Genomic DNA, 18,806 nt, shown 5'->3' with positions numbered 1-18,806 from the left:
CAGCGAAAGAACGAGAACCGTGATCGCAGCGCGGCAGGATCCTCATCGGCTTGGTCGAGGGCGGGGACGAGGACTGGTCCCGCGCAGCTGACCGGTGAGGCGGTTCGTCTGGTCGTCTCCACGGAGCTGCGACCTACCGGTTCAGTCATGTGCTGCCGGGGTCAGGGAAGCGCTCCAGAAGTCGGCGTAGCGGCCGGCGCGGTGGAGGAGCTCGTCGTGGCGTCCTTCTTCCACGATCCGGCCGCCGTCGAGAAAGGCGATGCGGTCGGCGCGTCGGACGGTCCGCATCCGGTGCGCGACCATCACGACCGTCCGATCGGCCATCAGGCGTTCGATGCCGTCGTGCACGGCCGCCTCGTTCACCGGGTCCAGGGAGGAGGTGACCTCGTCCAGGAGCACGATGGGCGCGTTCTTCAGCAGGGCCCGCGCGATCGAGACGCGCTGGCGTTCACCTCCGGACAGCAGCGCCCCGCCCTCGCCGACGTTCGCCGCCCAGCCGCCGGGCAGCCGCTCGATCACCTCGTCCAGCCGCGCGGCGCTCGCCGCCGCCCGTACCTCGGCTTCGGAAGCGTCGGGCCGGCCGAGCCGCACGTTCTCCTCGACCGTGCCGTCGAAGAGGTAGACGTCCTGGAAGACGATGGAGATCTTCGCCATCAACGCTTCGGTGCCGATGGCGCGCACGTCCACGCCGCCCACGCGCACCGCGCCCGCGTCCACGTCGTAGAACCGCGCGAGCAACTGCAGCAGGGTGCTCTTGCCCGCGCCTGAGGGGCCGACCACGGCGAGCCGGTGCCCCTCGGGCACGGACAACGACAGACCGTCCAACACCCTGCGGTCGCCGTGCCGGAAGGCGACGGACTCCAGTTCCAACCCATGGCCCACCGGCTGGATCGGTTCCGGTGCTTCCGGCAGCGGCTCGGTGCGCAGGACCGCGTCGAGTCTGGCCAGCTCGGAGCGCGCGCTGCGGACTTTGCCGCCGATGTCGGCCAGCGACAGCAGGGGGTCGGCGCAGCGGCCGGCCAGCACCAGGATCGCCAGCACCTCTGCCGCGCCGATGGCCCCGCCGAGCGCGAGGTAGGTGCCCAGCACCAGCAGCGCGGTGAACATCGCCTGCACCACGACCGTCAAGCCGATCATGCCGGGCAGCACCGACAGCACGGTCCGGCGGGACGCGCGCTGGAGCTCCCGCAGCGAGTCGTCGAGCAACGCGAAGCGCTGGACGCTCCGGCCGCCGGCGCGCAGCACCGGCTGGGCCTGGAGGTATTCGACGACCCGCCCGGCGGCCTCGGTCTCGCGTTCGTGGCGGTCGGCGTCGCCCGCGGCGATCGAACGGCCGGTCCAGATCTGGATCGCCGCCACGAGCGGCACGGCGACCAGCGCGGCCAGCCCCAGCTGCCAGTTGAAGGCGAGCATCACGACGACGATCGTCGCGGGGGTGGCGAGGGCGGAGATGTAGGGGCCCAGCAGATGCGCGATCACGCCCATCGTCTGCAACACGCCCTGGCTGGCCAGAACGGACACCTCCCCGACTCGGCCGGTGCTGTACCAGCCGAGGGGCAGCCGGGCCAGGTGGTCGCCGAGACGGTGGTACATGCCGCGCAGCAGCGCGGTTCCGGTGCGGAAGCCGAGCAGATCGCTGACATAGCGCAGCACCGCGTAGACCGCGACCGCGCCTCCGAACGCGATCAGCCAGGGCAGCGCGTCTTCGGGGTCGCTGCCGAACAGGGCCCGCAGCACGGGAACCAGCAGGGCGTAGGACAATCCCTCGACGATCGCGGTGATCGTCATCAAGGCCACGGTGCGGCGCACTGGCCGGGCGTGGTCGTGGCCCAATACGCGCAGCAGCATGCGGATCATCGGTACTCCTTGGATTGCCAGAAGGCGGCGAACTTCCCGTTCTCCGCGAGGAGGTCGGCGGGCCTGCCCTGTTCGACGATCGATCCGTCGTCCAGCATCACGACGGTGTCGGCGTCGGCGACCGTCTCCAGGCGGTGGGCGATGAGCAGGATCGTGCGATCGCCCTCCAGCGCCGCCAACGTCCGCCGTACCGCCTGCTCGGTCTGCGGGTCGGCGAAGGCGGTCGCCTCGTCCAGCACCAGGACGGGCGTGTCGGCGAGCAGGGCGCGGGCGAGCGCGATCCGCTGCGTCTCGCCACCCGACAGCCCGGCCTCCTGCCCGAGCACCGTGTCGTAGCCGTGTGGCAGTTCGAGGATCCGGTCATGGATGTTCGCCATCCGGGCCGCTTGCATCACTTCGTCGAGGTCGGCGTGCGGTACGGCCAGCGCGATGTTGTCCGCGACCGATGCGCGCAGGAGGCGCACGTCCTGGAAGACGAAGGAGACCATCCGGTAGAGGTCATGGCTGCTGAGCTCGCGCAGATCGACGCCGCCCAGGGTGACCGCACCGTGAGTCGGGTCGAAGAAGCGCGGCAGCAACTGGACCAGCGTGGACTTGCCGCTGCCCGACGGCCCGACGATCGCGGTGACCGTGCCCGGTTCGAGGACCAGGTCGATCCCGCGCAGCACCTCGCGATCGTCTTGGTAGCCGAAGCGGACGTCGCGCAGTTCCACCCGGTGGCCCTGCGGCGCGATCGGGTGCGCGGGCTCCGGCAGCGGCGCCACCTCGAGCACGTCCCGGATCCTGCCGACCGCGCGCCTGGCGGCCTGCAGGTCGTCGAAGCTGTGGGCGATGAGGGCTTCCACCGGAGCGGTCAGACCGAGCCCCAGCAGCAGGAAGGGCAGCAGGTCGGCCGGGGGTAGGCCGCCGTTCGTGATCAGGGCGGTGCCGCCGATCAGGACGACCAGCAGCACGAACGGCGGAGACAGCACCGTCTGCATTCCGGCGGCGACCACCGAGAGGCCGCGCACGAAGCGGTAGAAGACGCCGACGAACTCGTCGGTCGCCGTGCGGAACGTGCGGTGGGCCCGTCCGGTGGCGCCGAACGCCTTGACCACCGAGATGCCCTGGACGAATTCGACGACGGAACTGGCGATCTGCCCCATGGCCGCGTCGAACCGCTTCTCCTCGCGCAGCCGGGCCGGGGTCATCATCAGCGGGACGTGCGCCACCGCCAGCACCACCGGGATCAGCGTGATCAGCGTGAGCCGCCAGTCGATGGTGAACAGGTAGACCAGCGAGACCAGCGGCACCACGAACGCGGCGACGAGCTCACCGGGGGCGTGGGCGATGAACGGGTGCACGGCGCTGACGTCCTCGCCCACCACCTTGGTCAGCTCGCCGGTCCGGCGCCGGGAGAACCAGCCGATCGGCACGCGTCCCAGCCGCGCGGCCAGTCGCCGGCGAAGGGCCAGTTGCACGCGGCCGTCGAGAAGGTGCCCGATTCCGGACGACGCGGCCGTGAACAGCAGCCGGACGAACAGACCGGCCGCACCGGCGAACGCGACGAACCAGACATGATCGTGGTCGAGGGGGCCCGGCGCCAGCAGGGTGCGCCCCAGTTCGGCGACCGCCAGCAGCGGCGCCAGGCCCGCGACGGCGCCGACCACCTGCAGGACGACGACGGCGGCGAAGCTCCATCGGTAGGGGCGCAGCAGTCCCGCCACGGACTGTCCCGCCACGTCGTCGGCGCCCTGTGGGGGCGGGGGCTGCTCCCTCGTCGGCGCCAAGTCGGTCGTGGTCATCGTTCTCCTGTCTTTGAGAAGGCACCCCGTCAGCCGACAGGCCGTCCGGAGGAACGAGGAAGATCTCCGTCTGCGCGGCCTTCGCCTGCGGAGTCAGGCGGGCATACCGAGGAAGGCGGGCGACGAACTCCGGCCTCCCGTCTCGGCACCGCGTCGGGTCGGCGAGAGGGACTCTCTCCGGCCCGGTCAGCCGGACATCGCCACGCGGTAGAGGGCCGCGAGCGCGTCGTCGATGGGGTGCGGCTGCGGCCTGCCCGAAGCGTCGAGTGTGTTCCACCTCTGCAGGTTCATCGCGACCGACATCCGCCGCCCGCCGTCCCCTCTGATCATGGACAGCGCTCCAGCTCCCCAGGTCGTGCCGCCGTGCCCCCAGAAGATGCCGCCGCCGGCCGCCTCCATCGGATACAGGCCGAGGCCGTACTCGATCACCTTGCCCTCCTGGGAGACGATCGGGACGGTGCGTTGCATCCGCGCCAGCGACGACGGGTGGACGATCTCACCGGCGAGCAGCAGGCCGAAGAAGCGGTTGAGATCGGCCACGGTCGAGATCAGCGAGGCCGACGGCCCCGCGTAGGACATGTCGAAGACGCTGTAGTCGCGCGGCGGGTCGATCATGCCGAAGAACGCCTCGTAGGCCCGCGAGTGCGGTCCGTTGATCTGCGGCCCGTCCGGGAACTCGGTGTCTTGGAGACCCGCACGCTCGATGACGTTCTGGGTGATGTACTTCTCGGCCGCGACACCGGTCACCCGCTCCAGAAGTTGACCGAGGAGCAGGTAGTTGGTGTTGGAGTACAGCCCCGGAGTGCCGCCGGGGGCCCCGGCGGCGGGTGCGGTGACCCCCATCTCGATCAGCTCGGTGGAGTCGAACCGCGTGAGCCGGTGGTCGTCCAGGCTCTGCGGCCTGCACTCCGCGAGATCGGGGAACGCCCTGAGGGAGGGGTAGGCGTAGGGGAGGTACTCCCCCAGCCCGCTGGTGTGGTTGATCAGCATCCGGACTGTGATCGCGTCACCGCGTTCTCCGGGAACCAGTTCCGGCAGGTAGCGCCCGACCGGCGCGTCGAGCCCGATCTCGCCGCCGTCGACCAGGTGCAGGACTGCGGCAGCGGTGAAGGTCTTGGTGATGCTACCGACCCGGTGCCGCATGTCGGCGGTGACGGGACGGCCGGTGGAGAGGTCGGCGACCCCTGCGGCACCGCGCCAGACCTCGTCGCCGTCTCGCACCTCGGCGAACAGGCCAGGCATCCCGGCGCGGTGGACGTTCTCGATGGCGTTGCTCAGCTTTGCGGGATCCAACAGGTTCCTCACGACATGCGTCCCTTCGTCTTCCTCGGGGTGAGCTCCGCCTCTGCCTGACCGCTCGCGGCACACGGCACGTCGGCCGACCGCCTGCCCGGCGATCCGAGGGTGCTCAGCAGTCATTATGCACGCGGTGCGTGCTACGGCAAGTGCAACGGCGAGTGCATAGGTTAGGCTGGCGGCTGGCGAGAGGAGCGAGATGGCAGGTCGAAGGCGCTGGTCGACCGAGGAGATCCTGGACGCGGCGGTAGAGCTGCTGCGCACGAGCGACGCCGAGTCGTTCAGCGTGCGCAAGCTCGCCGCGGCGCTCGGCACCGACTCCTCCAGCCTCTACCGGCATTTCCGCAGCAAGACCGAACTGCTGCGCGCGGTAGCCGACCGGATCATCCTGACCGCCATGGACGGCTACCGGCCCGAAGGCGACTGGAAGCAGCGCATCACGACCCTGGCCCTGCGCGTGAGAGAGGCCTTCGGCCGGCACCCCCAGCTCGCCGCGGTCTGGGGGCGCTACGCCTCAGGCGGCACCGGTTCCCGGATGGTCATGGAGGAGATGCTGCAGGCTCTGCACTCGTCGGGACTGCCCGACGAGGAGATCCCGGCGCGCTACCACCGGATCGCGGTCCTCGTCGCCGCCTTGATCACCTCCGAGGCCGGGGTCAGGACCCTCACCCCCGAAGAGTACGAGCAGGGCATGGAGCTGTTCCGCGTCACGGTGCTCGGCGCCGACCCCGAACGCTTCCCTGCCGTGGCCCAGTTCGCCCGCGACGTCCGTCCTCTCGGGGTCGACCGCCGCGCGGCGTTCGAAGAGATCCTCGCCGTCCAACTCGCCCACATCGAGGCCGCGATCCACTCGAGCTAACCGACCGGCTCGGAAAGGGCGCGCAGGTACCGCGACAGCGCCGGCCGGTCGGCGGAGATGGCCTAGCCCTAGGCGACCAGGTGCCGGACGACGTCCATGATGTCCAGGGCGTTCCGCCGTCCTCGGCCCCACCCCGCCGACCGCTGACCGCAGGCCGGAGCGGTCATCGAAGCTCGACCGTGATGCCGGCTTCGCTGAGGACGTCGAGGAGGTCCTGCAGGGTGACAGCCGGGCCCCAGAGGCGGATGTCGTAGGACGGGCGATCATAGCCCGGGACGAGATCGCGGCGCGCCACGTCGGACCGGTGCCAGCGCAGACGGAACGGAGGGGCGGCGCCCCACCGGCCGCGCAGGCAGTCGTGGAGTGCCTGGCTGTTCCAGCCGAAGTAGCCGCCAGGGCCGTTGACGGCCTCGCCGAGGGCGCAATAGAAGCCCTCCAGGTCGGTGATGTAGCGGCCGTCGAGGTCGTAGGTGCCTCCAGCCGGCCGGTCCGGCCGGTCATGGCGATGGTGGGTCATCGCCGCACGGCACCATTCATGTCGCAGCGCCCGGTCGTAGCCGGACCACAGGTTCGATCGGGTCGGACGGCCGGTGTGCCAGAGTTTCCAGATCTCCCGGGCGCCGTGCGGGAGAGGATCGCTGACGCCGCTGTCGAGGTCGATGTCGACCAGCCCGGTGCCGAGCCGACTGGGGCGCGTCGCGGTCACGGTCGCCGACACCATGGTGGTCGTGGATACCGCGCGCCCGCTTCGATCAACGACGTGGACCATCGCCCGCAGGTAGCGCCGCCGGGCCGATTTCCTCTCCAGGAGGTCCTGCAGCGGAACCGCCGGACGGCAGCCGACGAGAGTCACCGGCTGGTCGGCCGGACGGAGGCGTTCGCGGAAGATCCCAGTGGTGCTGTGGCAGTGGCCCAGGGGGTTTCCGTCGATGTCGGACAGCAGGAACGCCTGCGCGGGCGGCGGCTGCGCGGGAGGCCAGTGGTCTTCGGGCATGATGCGCAGATGGCCGCGCAGATCCAGGTCGAGGAGCCCCGGCCCGACCTGCGATGGGCGATGGCTGAGGACGGTGACGTCACACAGCTCTTCCATACACGAGCAACCCTGGGCATAGCGCTGGCAACCGTGCGGCGGTGGCCGCTCCGCATCATGCACCGGGTCCAGAAGGATGCTCGCAAGCCACGCCTGGTCGGATCCGGTGGTGGACAGGACGTCCCGCAACGCTCCCGCCAGCTCGCAACCGATCAACGTGGAGTACTCCGGCGCCGGGGCCGGCTGGGGGGCGACGAACAAGCCGTCGATGTCGACGCACAGCGCCAGGGGCACCTCTTCGCCGTCCACGCCGTCACTGCCGTCATCGACCAGCAGCCACATCGGCGCAACGTCCTGCTCCGTCCAGCCCGGGCCCGTCACTTCGACAACGCTATCTGCCGCCCTGAGCCGCGACACCGGCCCGTCCGCTCCAGCACGGTCAGCGCGGGGCCGTGGAGGTCGACCGCCTGGCCACCCCGCCGCCGGAGATCAGCACCTTGCGTGGCCGGGTCGTCGCGCACCTCGGGCCGGTCCATGGCGGGGTTGAGCACGCTGCCGCGCTCGCCGCCGGTGCAGGTGACCACCAGGACGTCCGCGCCCTCGGCGGCATACTTCGCGAGGGTCGCGGCGCCCTTGCTCGACTCGTCATCGGGGTGGGCGTGCACGCTCATCAGGCGCAACGGCTCTCTTCGAGTAACACGCAGGTTCATGCAGACCTTTCGTTGGTGAAGTCCGCCAGGCGGCGGAGAAAAGTGGTCGTGGTCGTGAGCGGCGTGCCGGTCAGCATCGCCAGATGGAAGACGTGCGGCATGCCTTCGTAGACGTCGAGGACGGCGTGAGTACCGGCGTCCTTGGCCGCCCCGGCGAAGCGGCGTGCGTCATCGGCCAGTACCTCTCGGGAGCCTGCTACCAGCAGCAGGTCCGGCAGCCCGGCCAGGTCGCCGTGCAGGGGCGACTGCGGCGCCTGATCGGGCCGTGCTCCCGCCAGGTACTGGGCGCAGACCCGCTCCAGCACGGCACGGTTGATCAGGTCCTGCCCGTCGTTGGCCTTGAGGGAGCGGCTGGACAGGGTCAGGTCGGTCACCGGTGACACCGCGACGGCCCTAGGCAGCGGTTTCCCCTCAGCCTTGAGCTCCAGCAGGGCCGACAGCACCAGGGTGCCGCCCGCCGACTCGCCGAACAGCACGACCTCTGCCGCTCCGCGGGCGAGCAGGTCGTCGTGCGCGGCCAGCACGTCGTGCAGCGCCGCCGGGTAAGGGTGGACGGGGGCCAATCGGTAGTCGACGGCGAAGACCGGGCGGCCGGTGGCCTTGGACAGGTGGTAGCCCAGGAGCCGTTCGGCTCGTGGCTCGGTGTGCGCGAAGCCGCCGCCGTGGACGTACAGCACTACTCCCGCGTCGGTGCCGGACTGCTCGGAAGCGTTCACCCACTGGCCGGGCAGGCCGCCCGCGCCGGGGAGCGCGGGCGCCTGGTCGGAGTCGGCGGGCGGATCGGGAACGCCGGCCGTCAGCAGGTCGAATCGAGCCTTGACGGCGGCGAGCTCTTCGGCGGTGGCGCGGATGTGCACGGGTGTTCTCCTCAGCGGCCCCTCTTGCCGCGCATCGGCAGCGGCTTGCGGAGCATGGGCCGGGGGCTCGAGCGGATGTGCTTGCCGTACGGAAACGGCCTCTTCTTGGACGGCGCCGGTGGCGTGACACGCAGGTTCATGCGCGCTGCCCTCGTGGGAACACAACAGAACTTAGAGTGAGCATAAGTTTATGTCAACAAGATTTTTAGGTTTGACCCATGAACCCAGGGGCCGCATGACCGCTGGACTTCGTGAGCTGAAGAAGCAGCAGACCCGACAGGCGATCTCCGGCACTGCGACCCGGCTGTTCCTGGAACGCGGGTTCGAGAAGGTGTCCCCGATCCGGCAGCTCAGCTGCCCTGCCGCCCGCGCCATTCCGGCCCTGCCGGAGTTGGTCCGGACGGACGAGCGCCAACTCGCGAGGAACGGAAGCTTGGGGTTTCTTGGGTGATTACGGCTCTGCCGGCTCCTGGCGGCACTCCCCCTCGGCTGCCGATGTGGTGGCGCGGTCGGTCAACTCGTCGGCCAAAAGGTCCATGAGGAGACCGTCGTGCCACGTGCCGTCGATGTCGCGTTCGTACTGGCGCATGACGCCGACCGGGCGGAAGCCGACCTTCTCATAGCAGCGGATGGCGGCGCCGTTGGAGGCGGCCGGGTCGATGGTGATCCGGTGGTGGCCGCGGTCGTCGAACAGGTGCCAGGCGAGGGTGCGGATCGCGTCGGGTCCCAGGCCGCGCCCGTGCACTGACGGGTCGAGGTAGATGTCGATGCCGGCGTGCCGGTAGTCGGGGTCCTTTTCGGCATGCCACTGGATCAGGCCGACGGTCCGGCCCTCGTGTTCGATGACCAGTTTTCCGTCGTCGGGTTCGGCGAGCTCGCGGGCCACTTCGGCGGCCAGGTCGGGGCCGCCCCGCCACCACCGGCGGACCTCCGGCTTCGCGCGGATCGCCGCCAGCGCGGGCACATCGGCCATGGTCGCGGGCCGCAGGGTCACCTGCTCGCCGTGAAGGATCTTGGGCATCATCCGACGATATCCGCGGCACCGTCCGTCGGGGCGGCCTGTTCGGCTCGGACGGCGCGTTCGCGCTGCTCGGCCTCCGCGGCCCGGGCGGCGTCCCGCTCGCGTTCCAGTGCCTGCAACTCGGCGCGGTGCGCGGCCTGTGCGGCGGCCAGGTCGGTGCGGGCCTGGTCGCGTTCACCGCGTGTCCGCTCGGCGGCGTCGAGGGCGCTCTGCCGCTGCGCGTCGGCGCGCCGGACCTCCTTCTCCGCGGTGTCGCGGGCGGCTCGCACGTCCTCGGCCGCGCGGTCGCGGACCGCCTCGGTCTCCTGCTGTGCGCGCTCCAGCCGTCCGGTGAGCTCGCTGATCGCCGCTTCCTTCTCGACGAGGGTGTGGCGGGCAGCGGCCAGCTCGCGGACGGTGTCGTCCAGCCGTCCGGCCAGGGCGTCGGCCTGGACGCGGACCGAGGCCAGTTCCTGCTCCACCTCGCTGAGCCGGGCGCGGGCGGCGTCGCGTTCGGTGCGCGCCTCCTTGCCCGTCCGGATGGCCGCCTCGGTCTCCTGCTCGGCCTTGGTCCGGGCGATCCGGTGCGCGTCCGCGGCGGTTTCCGCCTGGCGGGCCAGTTCGGCGGCGTCGTCGGCGCGCTCGGTGGCCCGCTCGGCGGCGGCGCGTGCCTCGGCGGCGGCGGCCAGGGCGGTCTGCTCGCGTGCCTCGGCGGTCTGGCGGGCGGTGATGGCCTCGGTCGCGGCGGACTGGGCCTGCGCGGTCTGGGCTTCCAGTTCGGTGTTGCGCTCCAGCACGGCGGTACGCAGGTCGGCCAGGTCGGCGGCGAGCCGGTCGTCGCGGGCGGCGGCCGCGCGCAGGAGGCCGGCGTGTGAGCGGCGGTGTTCCTCCTCCTGGTCGGCCCAGGTGATGAGGGCCTGCAGTGGCTGCTCGGCGGCTGCGCCGACGGCGGACTCGCGAGCTCGCCGGGCCGCTTCCCGGCAGTCCTGGCCGTCCGGGCCTTCTCCGCTGTGGTGGTACTCGCGGCGGCGGCCGGTGGCGGCGCGCGGGGGCAGCGGCCCTCGGCAGTGCTTGCACCGGCCGTGCGGCGCGGCGGGGGCCTCCTCCCCCGGGCTCCCGGACGCAGAGGACGGAGCAGGCGCGCCTGCGGTGCCCGGGGCGGGCTGCACTTCGCGGTCGGCGCCGGGCGCCGGAGGTTCAAGATCGGCCATCTCATCATCATGACAGGGTTCGCGGGGCGATTTCCGCGAAACCGCGATTCAGTTTCATGGTTTCTCGAAACCTGAAGATGTGACTCTATCTGGTTAGGGTTAAGGGATACTTAACCCTAACAAGGCGTGCCCGAGCCGCCTATGATCACCTCGTGACCACTGAGCAGCAGGCCGCCCACGCCGTCACCTCTCCCTTCCGGTCTCCAGCGACGGGTGAGTCTGACCGCGAAGACGACAGCACTGCGACGCTGGTTCTCCCCGGCGTCGCCCCGCCCGCGCTCGGGCCGGACGCGCTCACCGGGCTTCCGGTCCCCTCAGGTGACGCTGCGGCTGCGTCGGACCGGACCCTGTCCCCCGAGGCCGCGGCGATGGTGACCGCGGGGCTGGCCGACAACACCACCCGCGCCTACGCCCGGCACTGGGCCACCTTCACACGCTGGTGCGAGCTGAACGGCAGGACTCCGCTGCCGGCCACGCGGGAGACGCTCGCCGAGTACGTCCACCACCTGACCGGCACCATCACCCAGTACGGCAAGCCCCCCGCGCCTGGCAGCATCGACGCGATGCTCAGCTGCGTGCAGTCCGCGCACAAACTCGCCGGACTCGACTGCGACCCCCGCCTGGCCCGGATGGCGCTGCGCGCCTACCGCAGGCAACGCGCCACCCACCCCGACCCGGCGCTGCGTCACCGGGTGCGGCGCGCCCCTGAGATCGACGTGGCCGCCCTCCGCGCCATGATCACCGCGATCGGGGACGCCGCGGAAGCCGGACGGATCCATCCGCTGCGCGCCGAACGCGACCAGCTCGTCCTGGTGCTCGGCTTCGCCATGATGGGCCGCCGCTCCGAAGTCGCCGCGCTCGACATCGAGGACCTGACCTTCACCCCGCGCGGCCTGGTCATCAAAGTACGCAGGTCCAAGACCGACCAGGACGCGGTGGGCAGCGAGGTCATCATCAAGCACGGCAGGCGCCCGCAAACCGACCCCGTCACGCTGCTGCGCGACTGGGTGGCGCGACTGGCCGAAGCCGAGCCGTCCATCACCAGCGGACCTCTGCTGCGGGGAATCGACAAGCACGGCCGCCTGGGCGGCACACCCGGCTACGCCGCCCCCGGCCCCAACACCGGTCGCATCGACGACGAGACCCTCAACGACATCGTGCGCGACGCCGCCATCCGCGCCGACCTCCACCACGCCGCAGCGCACACCTTCCACGGGCTGCGCGCCGGAGCCGCCACCTCCGCCGCCGAGGCCGGCGCCGCGCCCTCCACCATCCAGGAACACGGACGCTGGACGAGCCTGGCCATGGTGTTCCGATACTGGCGCCGCGGATCGGCCTGGGCCAACAACGCCCTGGACGATGTAGAGCTCTGAACCCTGCGGCTGATCCCCCACTGGCCGGGTGCCGCTGGGCGCGGTTCGTTCGGGACGACGACTCACCTCGGCGAACCTGGCAGAGCCGGCCTGGGCGTGCGCGACGATCGGCTGGCAGTTCGCGGCCGTCCTCTACCTACGGGGTTGAGGAACCTGCGGCCAGCCGTTGGCGCTGAGATGGATCTTGAAGGGTTCGCCCTGCTCAACGGGCGGGGCTCCACCTTGGGGCGTGGACCTTCTGCCGGGGAGTGAGCCTGGATTCCGTTCTCCTCCGTGGCCGGAGTTTTGGCGGCAGGTTCCTCAATCCTGGATATGGACTGGCGTTCGAGGTGATCGAGCAGTGGTGACCGGAGAGCTGGAGGATCTGTCCCATCTGCATGAGGCGGCCCGGGCGCGGCGCGGCTGCCCGCAGAACTCGCCTGCGTTACGGTCGCGCCGCACCGACGGTGAGGTGCGGACGGAGCCGCACCCGTCGCGCCGAGCTTTGGCAGAAGACGATGGGTGCCGCTCAACGAAGCGGATCATCGCCGCTCCACACCGCTGGCAACGCACTCCAAGTAGCCGATGAGCGGATGCGCAACCGCATGGGGGCAGGAGCCGCAGCGGGCGGCTTCGTCCGTCTAGCCTAGGTCTCCTGCGGCCCTGGCTTGGTGGCGCGGTGGTAGCGGCCGGCGAGTGCACGCACGAGTTCGACGAGTTCCGCGGGTTTGGTCACGGTGAAGTCGGCGCCGAGCAGGCCGAGGTGAACGGCGAGCGCCTCGATGCTGTCCGCGCCGGTGTCCAGGAGACAGCGGGTGTCGTCGACCGACGTGATGGTACCGATGGCGGGGTTGATCCGCTCGGCGAGCTGTTCGGCCGGTGCGTGTACGACGACCTGGGCCCGGTACCGCCAGCCGGCCGATGACACGCCTCGGCGTACCTGGTCGACGGCGTCCTCGGGGAGATCGCGGGGGGTGAATCTGGGACCTGTTGGGGTGCGTGGGTGGAGCCGGTCCACCCGGAACGTCCGCCAGTCGCTCCGCTCGACATCGAACCCGACGAGGTACCACCGGCGTCCCCAGTTGACCAGCCGGTACGGTTCGACCTCGCGCCGGCTCTCGGAGCCGTCGTGGCTTCGGTAGCCGAATCGCAGGCGCTCGTGGTCCCGGCAGGCGGCCGCGAGGGCGCTCAGCGTGTCGGCGTCTACCCGCGGGCCCAGGTCGTCCCGCGGCACTGCTACGGCGTACTGCTTGAGGGCGTCGACGCGACGCCGGAGGCGGGCTGGCAGCACCTGCTCCAGCTTGACCAGTGCGCGCAGCGAGGTTTCCTCGACCCCAGTGATGGTGCCCCCGGCGGCGGTGCGGAGCCCGATCGCCACCGCGACCGCCTCCTCGTCGTCGAGCAGCAGGGGCGGCAGTGCGGCGCCGGCGCCGAGTCGGTAGCCACCTACCGCGCCTCGGGTGCCGTGCACCGGGTAGCCGAGGTTTCGCAGGCGTTCCACGTCGTTGCGGACGGTGCGGGTGCTGACCGCCAGCCGCTCGGCCAGTTCGGCGCCGGTCCACTCGCGGGGCGTCTGGAGTAGCGAGAGCAGGCGCAGCAGCCGCGCCGAGGTTTCCAACATTCTTCCGAGCCTCCGGATTATTAGGAACGAACCTTGCCTAAATGGATCCTACGCTGATGACCATGCCCCCGATCTGCTCGCCGGCGACATCCGGCAGTTCTTCGGCAAGGTGCGCTGATCCGCCGCCGGTTGTCGGCGGACCCCTCAGACCCCCATGTATTCACACGAAAGGAAATCCCATGTATCTCGTCATCGGTGCCACGGCTCACTTCGGACGTCAGGCGGTAGAGGAGTTGGTCGCCGCGGGTGCCCCGGTGCGGGCGCTGACCCGTACTCCGGAGCGGGCCGGGCTCCCGCAGGAAGTCGACGTCGTCCGGGCCGATCTGACCAAGCCCGAGACGCTGCCGGCGGCGTTGGCCGGCGTCGAGGCCGCCTTCCTGGTTGTGCAGTACGGGATGGATGTCGCTCCGCTGCTGGCGGCTGCGGGCCGGGCCGGGGTGCGTCGGCTGGTGTTCCTGTCCTCGGGGGCGGTCGTCCCGGGCGCCGAGCGGCAGCCTGATGTGATCGCCCAGTACCACCGCGACGTCGAGCGGGCCGTCGAGGCGTCCGGAATCGAGTGGACGTTCCTGCGGCTGCTGTTCCCCGCCATCAACTCGTTGACGTTCGCGATGCAGCTCCAGGGCGGTGACGTCATTCGCGCGCCTTACACCGAAGCGGCCTTCAGTGCCGTGCACGAGCGGGACGTCGCCGAGGTGGCCGCGCGGATCCTGATCGGCGGCGGGCACGCGGGGCGGGCCTACGACTTGACCGGCCCCAAGTCGCTGACCCAGACACAGCAGGTCCGCATCCTCGGGGAGACGCTGGGGCGCCCGCTCACCGTCGAGGACCTCGACCCGGAGCCCGTCCTGGAGCAGATGAGCCAGTTCATGGACCCCGAGTTCCTGGCCGCGCTGTTCGCTCTCATGGCGCAGGCGGTCGGCAAGCCCGCGCCGGTCAACGACGTCATCGAGCAGATCACCGGGCAACCCGCGCGGACCTACGCCCGGTGGGCCGCGGATCACCGGGCCGACTTCGGCGGCTGAGCAACGAGGCGGGGGCGACATCCGCCGCCCCCGCCATGTGGACGGAAAGGGAGGCACGGTGGCACAGGTGCTGGGGCGACGGGAGTTGGGGAGAGCCCTGCTGGCCCGTCAGCGGCTGCTGGAACGGGCCGACGCGACCGCCGAGGAGGCGGTCACCCGGCTGGTCGGCATGCAGGCGCAGGCGCCGTACGCGCCCTACTTCGGGCTCTGGAGCAGATTGCGGAAGTTCGGCACCGCCGACCTGGCGGACGCGCTGACCGAGCGCCGCCTGGTGCGGGTCGCGCTGATGCGCAGCACCGTCCACCTGGTCACCACAGCGGACTACCGCTCGTTGCGGCCATGGGCGCAGCCCGCGCTCGACCGTGAGCTGGACACCGCATTCAAAACGCCCCTCACCGGTCTGGACCGTGTGGCCGTGGCGGAGTCCGGCCGGGCGCTGCTCGACGCACGGCACCTCACCCCCAAGGAGCTCAGGGCGGCGCTGCACGAGCGGTGGCCCGATCACGAGCCCCGCGCGCTCGCCACCGTAGTGCGCAACCTGGTGCCGCTGGTCCAGGTACCGCCACGCGCCGTCTGGGGCGTCGGCGGCACCACCCGGTACGCGACGGCGGCCGGCTGGACCGGAGCCGAGCCCGCCCCCGCCGCCGACTTCGAACACATAGTGCTGCGCTACCTCGCCGCGTTCGGCCCGGCCTCGGTCACCGACGTGCAGACATGGGCCGGCCGAACCCGGCTGCGTCCCGTCCTGGAGAGACTGAGGCCGCAACTGGCGGTCTTCCGCGACGAGCACGGGGTGGAGCTGTTCGACCTGCCGAATGCGCCACGCCCCGGCGCCGACGCCCGCGCGCCGGTTCGCTTCTTGCCCGAATACGACAACCTGCTGGCCTCCCACACCGACCGCACCCGCGTGATCTCGGAGGAGGCCCGCAAACGAGTCATGACAGGCAACGGGATGCGCGCCACCTTCCTGGTGGACGGGCAGGTGACGGGCGTCTGGAAACTCCACCTGGGCAAAGCATCAGCGACTCTGGAGATCGACCCGTTCCGGCCGCTGACCGCCACCGAGCGCGCCGAGGTCGAGACCGAAGGCACCCGGCTGCTGGAGTTCGCCGCGCCCGGCGCCAGCCACGACCTCCGCAGGGGCACGGCCACGCTCGTCGACCGCGACGACGCGGTGACCGGAGAGGAAAGCGATCGGCAGTGAGCAGGCCCTGCTCATGCGTGCCATCCACAGACGCCCGCCCATGCCGCTGCCCGCGCCCTTCGGAAGGTGACCAAATCCGCCCACCGGCAAGAATTCGTGCAGAGGACCTCGATCATCCGTGCAGTCCACTTCGGAAATCGACACCTCCGATGGTGTCCGTTAGGGGATCCTCTACCGGAACACCGGCCGACCCAGACGGAGCCCCAGGTCGGGGTGTTCCGTAAGGGTGTTCCGCGAACTGTCCCGGTGACGGGGGGCTATCCGGAACACTTGAGCGTGTGAACGCCGCGAACGCCGCAGCTTCCGGCACGGCCCCGGTGCCGTCGGGGTCGGGTACGCCCGCTGCTCCACCGACGAGCAGGACGTCGTCGTCCAGACCGAGCAGCTGCTCGCGCTCGGTGTCCCGGCCGATCGGATCTACATCGACCGGGGCTTCTCCGGGACCACCCGCCGCAACCGCGGCGGCCTGGACCAGGCCCTGGCGGCGGTGTGGCCGGCCAGCGTGTTCACCGTGACCAAGTTCGACCGGTTCGCCCGCAACATGGCCGAGGCCAACCAGATCCTCACCGACCTATCCGACCGGGGCGTGCTGTTCGGGCTGGGCGGATCGGTCTACGACTGGAACGACCCGTTCGGCCGGCTGTTCCTGCAGACCCTGGCGATGGTCGCCGAGTTCGAGGCGAACCCGGGGCATCTGCGCACCCGCGAGGGCATGGCGCTGGCCCGCAGGAACGGCAAGCTCAAAGGCAAGCAGCCCAAACTGCCCGAGCCCGCACGGCGCTCCATCCGCCGCCGCTACGCCGAAGGCGAGGTATCCCTCGCCGACCTGGCCACCGAGTACAGCGTCGGCCGCACCACCATCCACCGCATCATTCACGGCCCGCCGACCGAGCCACGCTGACGATCAACCAGCTACGACGCTGGCCGTGATCCCTTTCTGGCGTATTCCGGCCGTCCCCCTTCAGGGGGAGCGGGGATCGCGGCCGGGCTCAGGCCCTGTTCCGTTCCGTCGGGTCGCCGGCGGTCAGTTCCTCGACCAGGAGCGTCAGCAGGCCGGGCAGGTGCTCGTCGATGTCGGCCCGAGGCAGCGAGACGGCGCTGCCGTTGCCGTGGTCGCGTTGGACGATCAGTCCGGCCTCGCGCAGCACGCGGAAGTGATGTGTCCGCGTGGCCTTCTTCACCGGCAGGGTGAAAGAGCCGCAGGCGCGTTCACCGCCGCCGGGGTCGGCCGCGAGCTCGGCCACGACCCGCCGTCGCGAGTCGTCGGCCAGCGCGGCGAACACCTTCCCGAGATCCATGCCACTCCCCCTAGGTACGGTTTGCATCGTACCTTGCCGTCCCGCTAACGTCCAAGGTATGGAAATCGTCATACCTCAGACCGGCGGCCCCGTCGGCATCTACGGCTTCGCCCGGCCCAAGCCCGAACGGGCCGAGGAACTGGAACGGCTGCTGCTGTCGTTCGTCGAACCCACCCGGGACGAGCCGGGTTCCCTGCAGTACCAGGTCCACCGCGACGCGGCCGACCCGAGCACGCTGGTGTTCTACGAGCTGTGGCGATCGGCCGACGACCTGCGGGCCCACCTCGCACGCCCCGAACTCGCCGACTTCCAGCAGCGCCGCCTGGAGTACCTGCGCGAAGACCTGGAAATCCACTGGCTGACCCCGCTCAGCGCCACCGCCTGAGAAAGCTCCTGAGCGGGTGCCACGGCTTCGCCAGACCCGATGCTCACCTGGTCGGCGACCCCGCATGTCGATGGTGGGTCCGCCGCTCACGAGTGGCGGACCCGCTTCGCTCGATCACGGCACCAACCGGCAGCTGTCCGGAATCACCGCCGACACCCATCGGCGCGGAAAGTGATCCTTGCTGGCGCGGAATTCGAGAGTGACGGGACCTTGTCCTACTACTGGTCACGGCGTTTCGTCACTACCCCACATTCACAGGAGCCCGGCTAAGACGGAGGAGCGTTCGCGTCCGGGATCCATCGCACCCGGATCTACTGAGCGGCGTCCAGGGCAGCCCGTCCTACCACCTGGCCAGACTCGTCCTCGGTGGTGTCGAGCGCGACGTAGATCGCGGCTTCGACGGTCTCCCACTCCTCCTGGAGTCGCCGCCGGGTGATCCCGTCGTATCGCTCCAGCTCCCGGTAGATCCGGCGGGGCTGGCGCAGCAGGTCCTCGTAGGTCGCTGGTGATGAGTCCGGAGTCTCCTCCATGGCTCCCACGTTGCCACCCGCTGTTCCGCCGTGAGGGTCAGATCTCCTCGTCATCCTCGGCGGTGTCAGGGTCGCGCAGGTCGCGGACGGCGTCGGGGGCGAGGTCGGGCAGGGCGAAGTTGTAGGCGCCGTGGACCCCGAGGTGCCGGTTGACGAACGGTGACAGGTGGGTCATGTCCTCGTCGCGTACCGGGTAGCCCTGGGCTTTGAGCTGGCGGACGGCGGCGTCCAAGTACACCGTGGTCCACAGCACGACGCAGTTGAGGACCAAGCCCAGGACGCCGAGCTGGTTTTCAAGGCCTCGCTCGTAGCGGTGGTAGAGCTCGCCCTTTCCTGCCGTGGCAGATCTTGCGGGCGAGGGCGTGGCGGCCTTCTTGGAGGTTGCGGATGTGCTTGATGTCGCGGCGGTAGGTCTCGTCCACGTCGACGAACTGCAGGATGTGCAACGACTTGAAGATGCGGCCGTAGGCGGCGAAGGCCTCGCCGAGCGCGGTGGGATGCCCGTCGCGCTGGAGCATGGTCACCACGTCGTAGGCGCGGACGGTGCCGGTGTAGATGGAGGCGACCACCCGCAGCATGTCCTCCCAGTTCCGACGTACCCGACGCAGGTTGATCTTCCCCCGGGCGAAGGTGTTCAGCGGCCCGTAGTCGGCACCGGGATTGATCCGCCAGCCCTTCTGGTCGGGCAGGTCAGCCAGCGCGGGCCGGTAGGAGATGCCCAGCAATTCCAGCAAGCCGAAGGTGACGTCGCCATAAGATCCGGTGTCGGTGTCGGTGTCGGTGACCACGG

17 protein-coding genes and 2 pseudogenes are annotated in these 18,806 nt (G+C 70.5%); 6 read left to right on the top strand and 13 right to left on the bottom strand.

Annotated features, from left to right (window positions below):
* Positions 1-141: 141 nt before the first annotated feature.
* The 3 genes from BKA00_RS09315 to BKA00_RS09305 all read right to left on the bottom strand — a co-directional run bounded on the left by BKA00_RS09315 (position 142) and on the right by BKA00_RS09305 (position 4,934).
* Positions 142-1,857, bottom strand: a complete 1,716-nt coding sequence (locus tag BKA00_RS09315; RefSeq protein ID WP_185024539.1) for an ABC transporter ATP-binding protein — start codon at positions 1,855-1,857, stop codon at positions 142-144.
* The gene (locus BKA00_RS09310; protein ID WP_185024538.1) at positions 1,854-3,641 is read right to left on the bottom strand and encodes an ABC transporter ATP-binding protein; all 1,788 of its coding nucleotides are present in this window, start codon (positions 3,639-3,641) and stop codon (positions 1,854-1,856) included. The genes BKA00_RS09315 and BKA00_RS09310 overlap by 4 nt, the downstream gene beginning before the upstream one ends.
* A 186-nt stretch (positions 3,642-3,827) precedes the next feature.
* The gene (locus BKA00_RS09305; protein ID WP_244993781.1) at positions 3,828-4,934 is read right to left on the bottom strand and encodes a serine hydrolase domain-containing protein; all 1,107 of its coding nucleotides are present in this window, start codon (positions 4,932-4,934) and stop codon (positions 3,828-3,830) included.
* 202 nt (positions 4,935-5,136) lie between these two features.
* Between BKA00_RS09305 and BKA00_RS09300 the strand changes: the two genes are divergently transcribed.
* Entirely contained in the window at positions 5,137-5,796 is a 660-nt protein-coding gene (locus BKA00_RS09300) for a TetR/AcrR family transcriptional regulator (RefSeq protein WP_185024536.1), read from the top strand.
* A gap of 163 nt (positions 5,797-5,959) precedes the next feature.
* On the opposite strand, the gene BKA00_RS09295 is transcribed toward BKA00_RS09300, so the two are convergent.
* The 5 genes and pseudogenes from BKA00_RS09295 to BKA00_RS09275 all read right to left on the bottom strand — a co-directional run bounded on the left by BKA00_RS09295 (position 5,960) and on the right by BKA00_RS09275 (position 10,604).
* Complete coding sequence (locus BKA00_RS09295; protein WP_185024535.1) at positions 5,960-7,168, bottom strand: barstar family protein; 1,209 nt, start codon at positions 7,166-7,168, stop codon at positions 5,960-5,962.
* Positions 7,169-7,329: 161 nt separating this feature from the next.
* A pseudogene (locus BKA00_RS09290) lies at positions 7,330-7,536 on the bottom strand (PIG-L family deacetylase); the annotation flags it as partial.
* Positions 7,533-8,393, bottom strand: coding sequence for an alpha/beta hydrolase (locus tag BKA00_RS09285; protein ID WP_230299324.1), 861 nt, complete (start codon positions 8,391-8,393; stop codon positions 7,533-7,535). The pseudogene BKA00_RS09290 and the gene BKA00_RS09285, both read right to left, overlap by 4 nt.
* 451 nt (positions 8,394-8,844) lie before the next feature.
* Positions 8,845-9,414 carry a GNAT family N-acetyltransferase gene (locus tag BKA00_RS09280; protein ID WP_185024534.1) on the bottom strand — a complete coding sequence of 190 codons (570 nt, stop codon included), beginning with the start codon at positions 9,412-9,414 and terminating at the stop codon, positions 8,845-8,847.
* Positions 9,414-10,604 (bottom strand): coiled-coil domain-containing protein, encoded by a 1,191-nt coding sequence (locus BKA00_RS09275; RefSeq protein WP_185024533.1) that lies wholly within the window; start codon positions 10,602-10,604, stop codon positions 9,414-9,416. Before BKA00_RS09275 ends, BKA00_RS09280 begins: the two co-directional genes overlap by 1 nt.
* A gap of 152 nt (positions 10,605-10,756) precedes the next feature.
* Between BKA00_RS09275 and BKA00_RS40345 the strand changes: the two genes are divergently transcribed.
* Entirely contained in the window at positions 10,757-11,977 is a 1,221-nt protein-coding gene (locus tag BKA00_RS40345; protein WP_185024532.1) for a tyrosine-type recombinase/integrase, read from the top strand.
* 625 nt (positions 11,978-12,602) lie between these two features.
* Here the strand turns inward: BKA00_RS40345 and BKA00_RS09265 are convergent.
* A complete protein-coding gene (locus tag BKA00_RS09265) occupies positions 12,603-13,577 on the bottom strand; it encodes a helix-turn-helix transcriptional regulator (protein ID WP_185024531.1) in 975 nt (324 codons plus the stop codon).
* 179 nt (positions 13,578-13,756) lie between these two features.
* Between BKA00_RS09265 and BKA00_RS09260 the strand changes: the two genes are divergently transcribed.
* The 3 genes and pseudogenes from BKA00_RS09260 to BKA00_RS09250 form a co-directional block, all read left to right on the top strand.
* A complete protein-coding gene (locus BKA00_RS09260; RefSeq protein WP_185024530.1) occupies positions 13,757-14,599 on the top strand; it encodes an NAD(P)H-binding protein in 843 nt (280 codons plus the stop codon).
* 58 nt (positions 14,600-14,657) lie between these two features.
* Complete coding sequence (locus BKA00_RS09255; protein WP_230299323.1) at positions 14,658-15,803, top strand: winged helix DNA-binding domain-containing protein; 1,146 nt, start codon at positions 14,658-14,660, stop codon at positions 15,801-15,803.
* 340 nt (positions 15,804-16,143) lie between these two features.
* Positions 16,144-16,704, top strand: a pseudogene (locus BKA00_RS09250) (recombinase family protein); the annotation flags it as partial.
* 88 nt (positions 16,705-16,792) lie between these two features.
* On the opposite strand, the gene BKA00_RS09245 reads toward BKA00_RS09250, so the two are convergent.
* Complete coding sequence (locus BKA00_RS09245; RefSeq protein ID WP_185024528.1) at positions 16,793-17,101, bottom strand: ArsR/SmtB family transcription factor; 309 nt, start codon at positions 17,099-17,101, stop codon at positions 16,793-16,795.
* Positions 17,102-17,159: 58 nt separating this feature from the next.
* On the opposite strand from BKA00_RS09245, the gene BKA00_RS09240 reads away from it, so the two are divergent.
* Positions 17,160-17,486 carry a putative quinol monooxygenase gene (locus BKA00_RS09240; RefSeq protein ID WP_185024527.1) on the top strand — a complete coding sequence of 109 codons (327 nt, stop codon included), beginning with the start codon at positions 17,160-17,162 and terminating at the stop codon, positions 17,484-17,486.
* A gap of 311 nt (positions 17,487-17,797) precedes the next feature.
* Here BKA00_RS09240 and BKA00_RS09235 read toward each other — a convergent pair whose 3' ends face one another.
* The 3 genes from BKA00_RS09235 to BKA00_RS39755 are packed head-to-tail and all read right to left on the bottom strand — an operon-like array spanning position 17,798 to position 18,804.
* Entirely contained in the window at positions 17,798-18,016 is a 219-nt protein-coding gene (locus tag BKA00_RS09235) for a hypothetical protein (protein ID WP_185024526.1), read from the bottom strand.
* A 37-nt stretch (positions 18,017-18,053) separates the two neighbouring features.
* Entirely contained in the window at positions 18,054-18,293 is a 240-nt protein-coding gene (locus tag BKA00_RS39760) for a Tn3 family transposase (RefSeq protein WP_420829713.1), read from the bottom strand.
* Positions 18,294-18,309: 16 nt separating this feature from the next.
* Positions 18,310-18,804, bottom strand: coding sequence for a Tn3 family transposase (locus tag BKA00_RS39755; protein ID WP_185024525.1), 495 nt, complete (start codon positions 18,802-18,804; stop codon positions 18,310-18,312).
* Positions 18,805-18,806 lie beyond the last annotated feature (2 nt).

It is taken from the genome of Actinomadura coerulea (assembly GCF_014208105.1).
Classification (GTDB): Bacteria; Actinomycetota; Actinomycetes; order Streptosporangiales; family Streptosporangiaceae; genus Spirillospora; species Spirillospora coerulea.
This window is presented reverse-complemented; position numbering and strand designations above follow the sequence as displayed.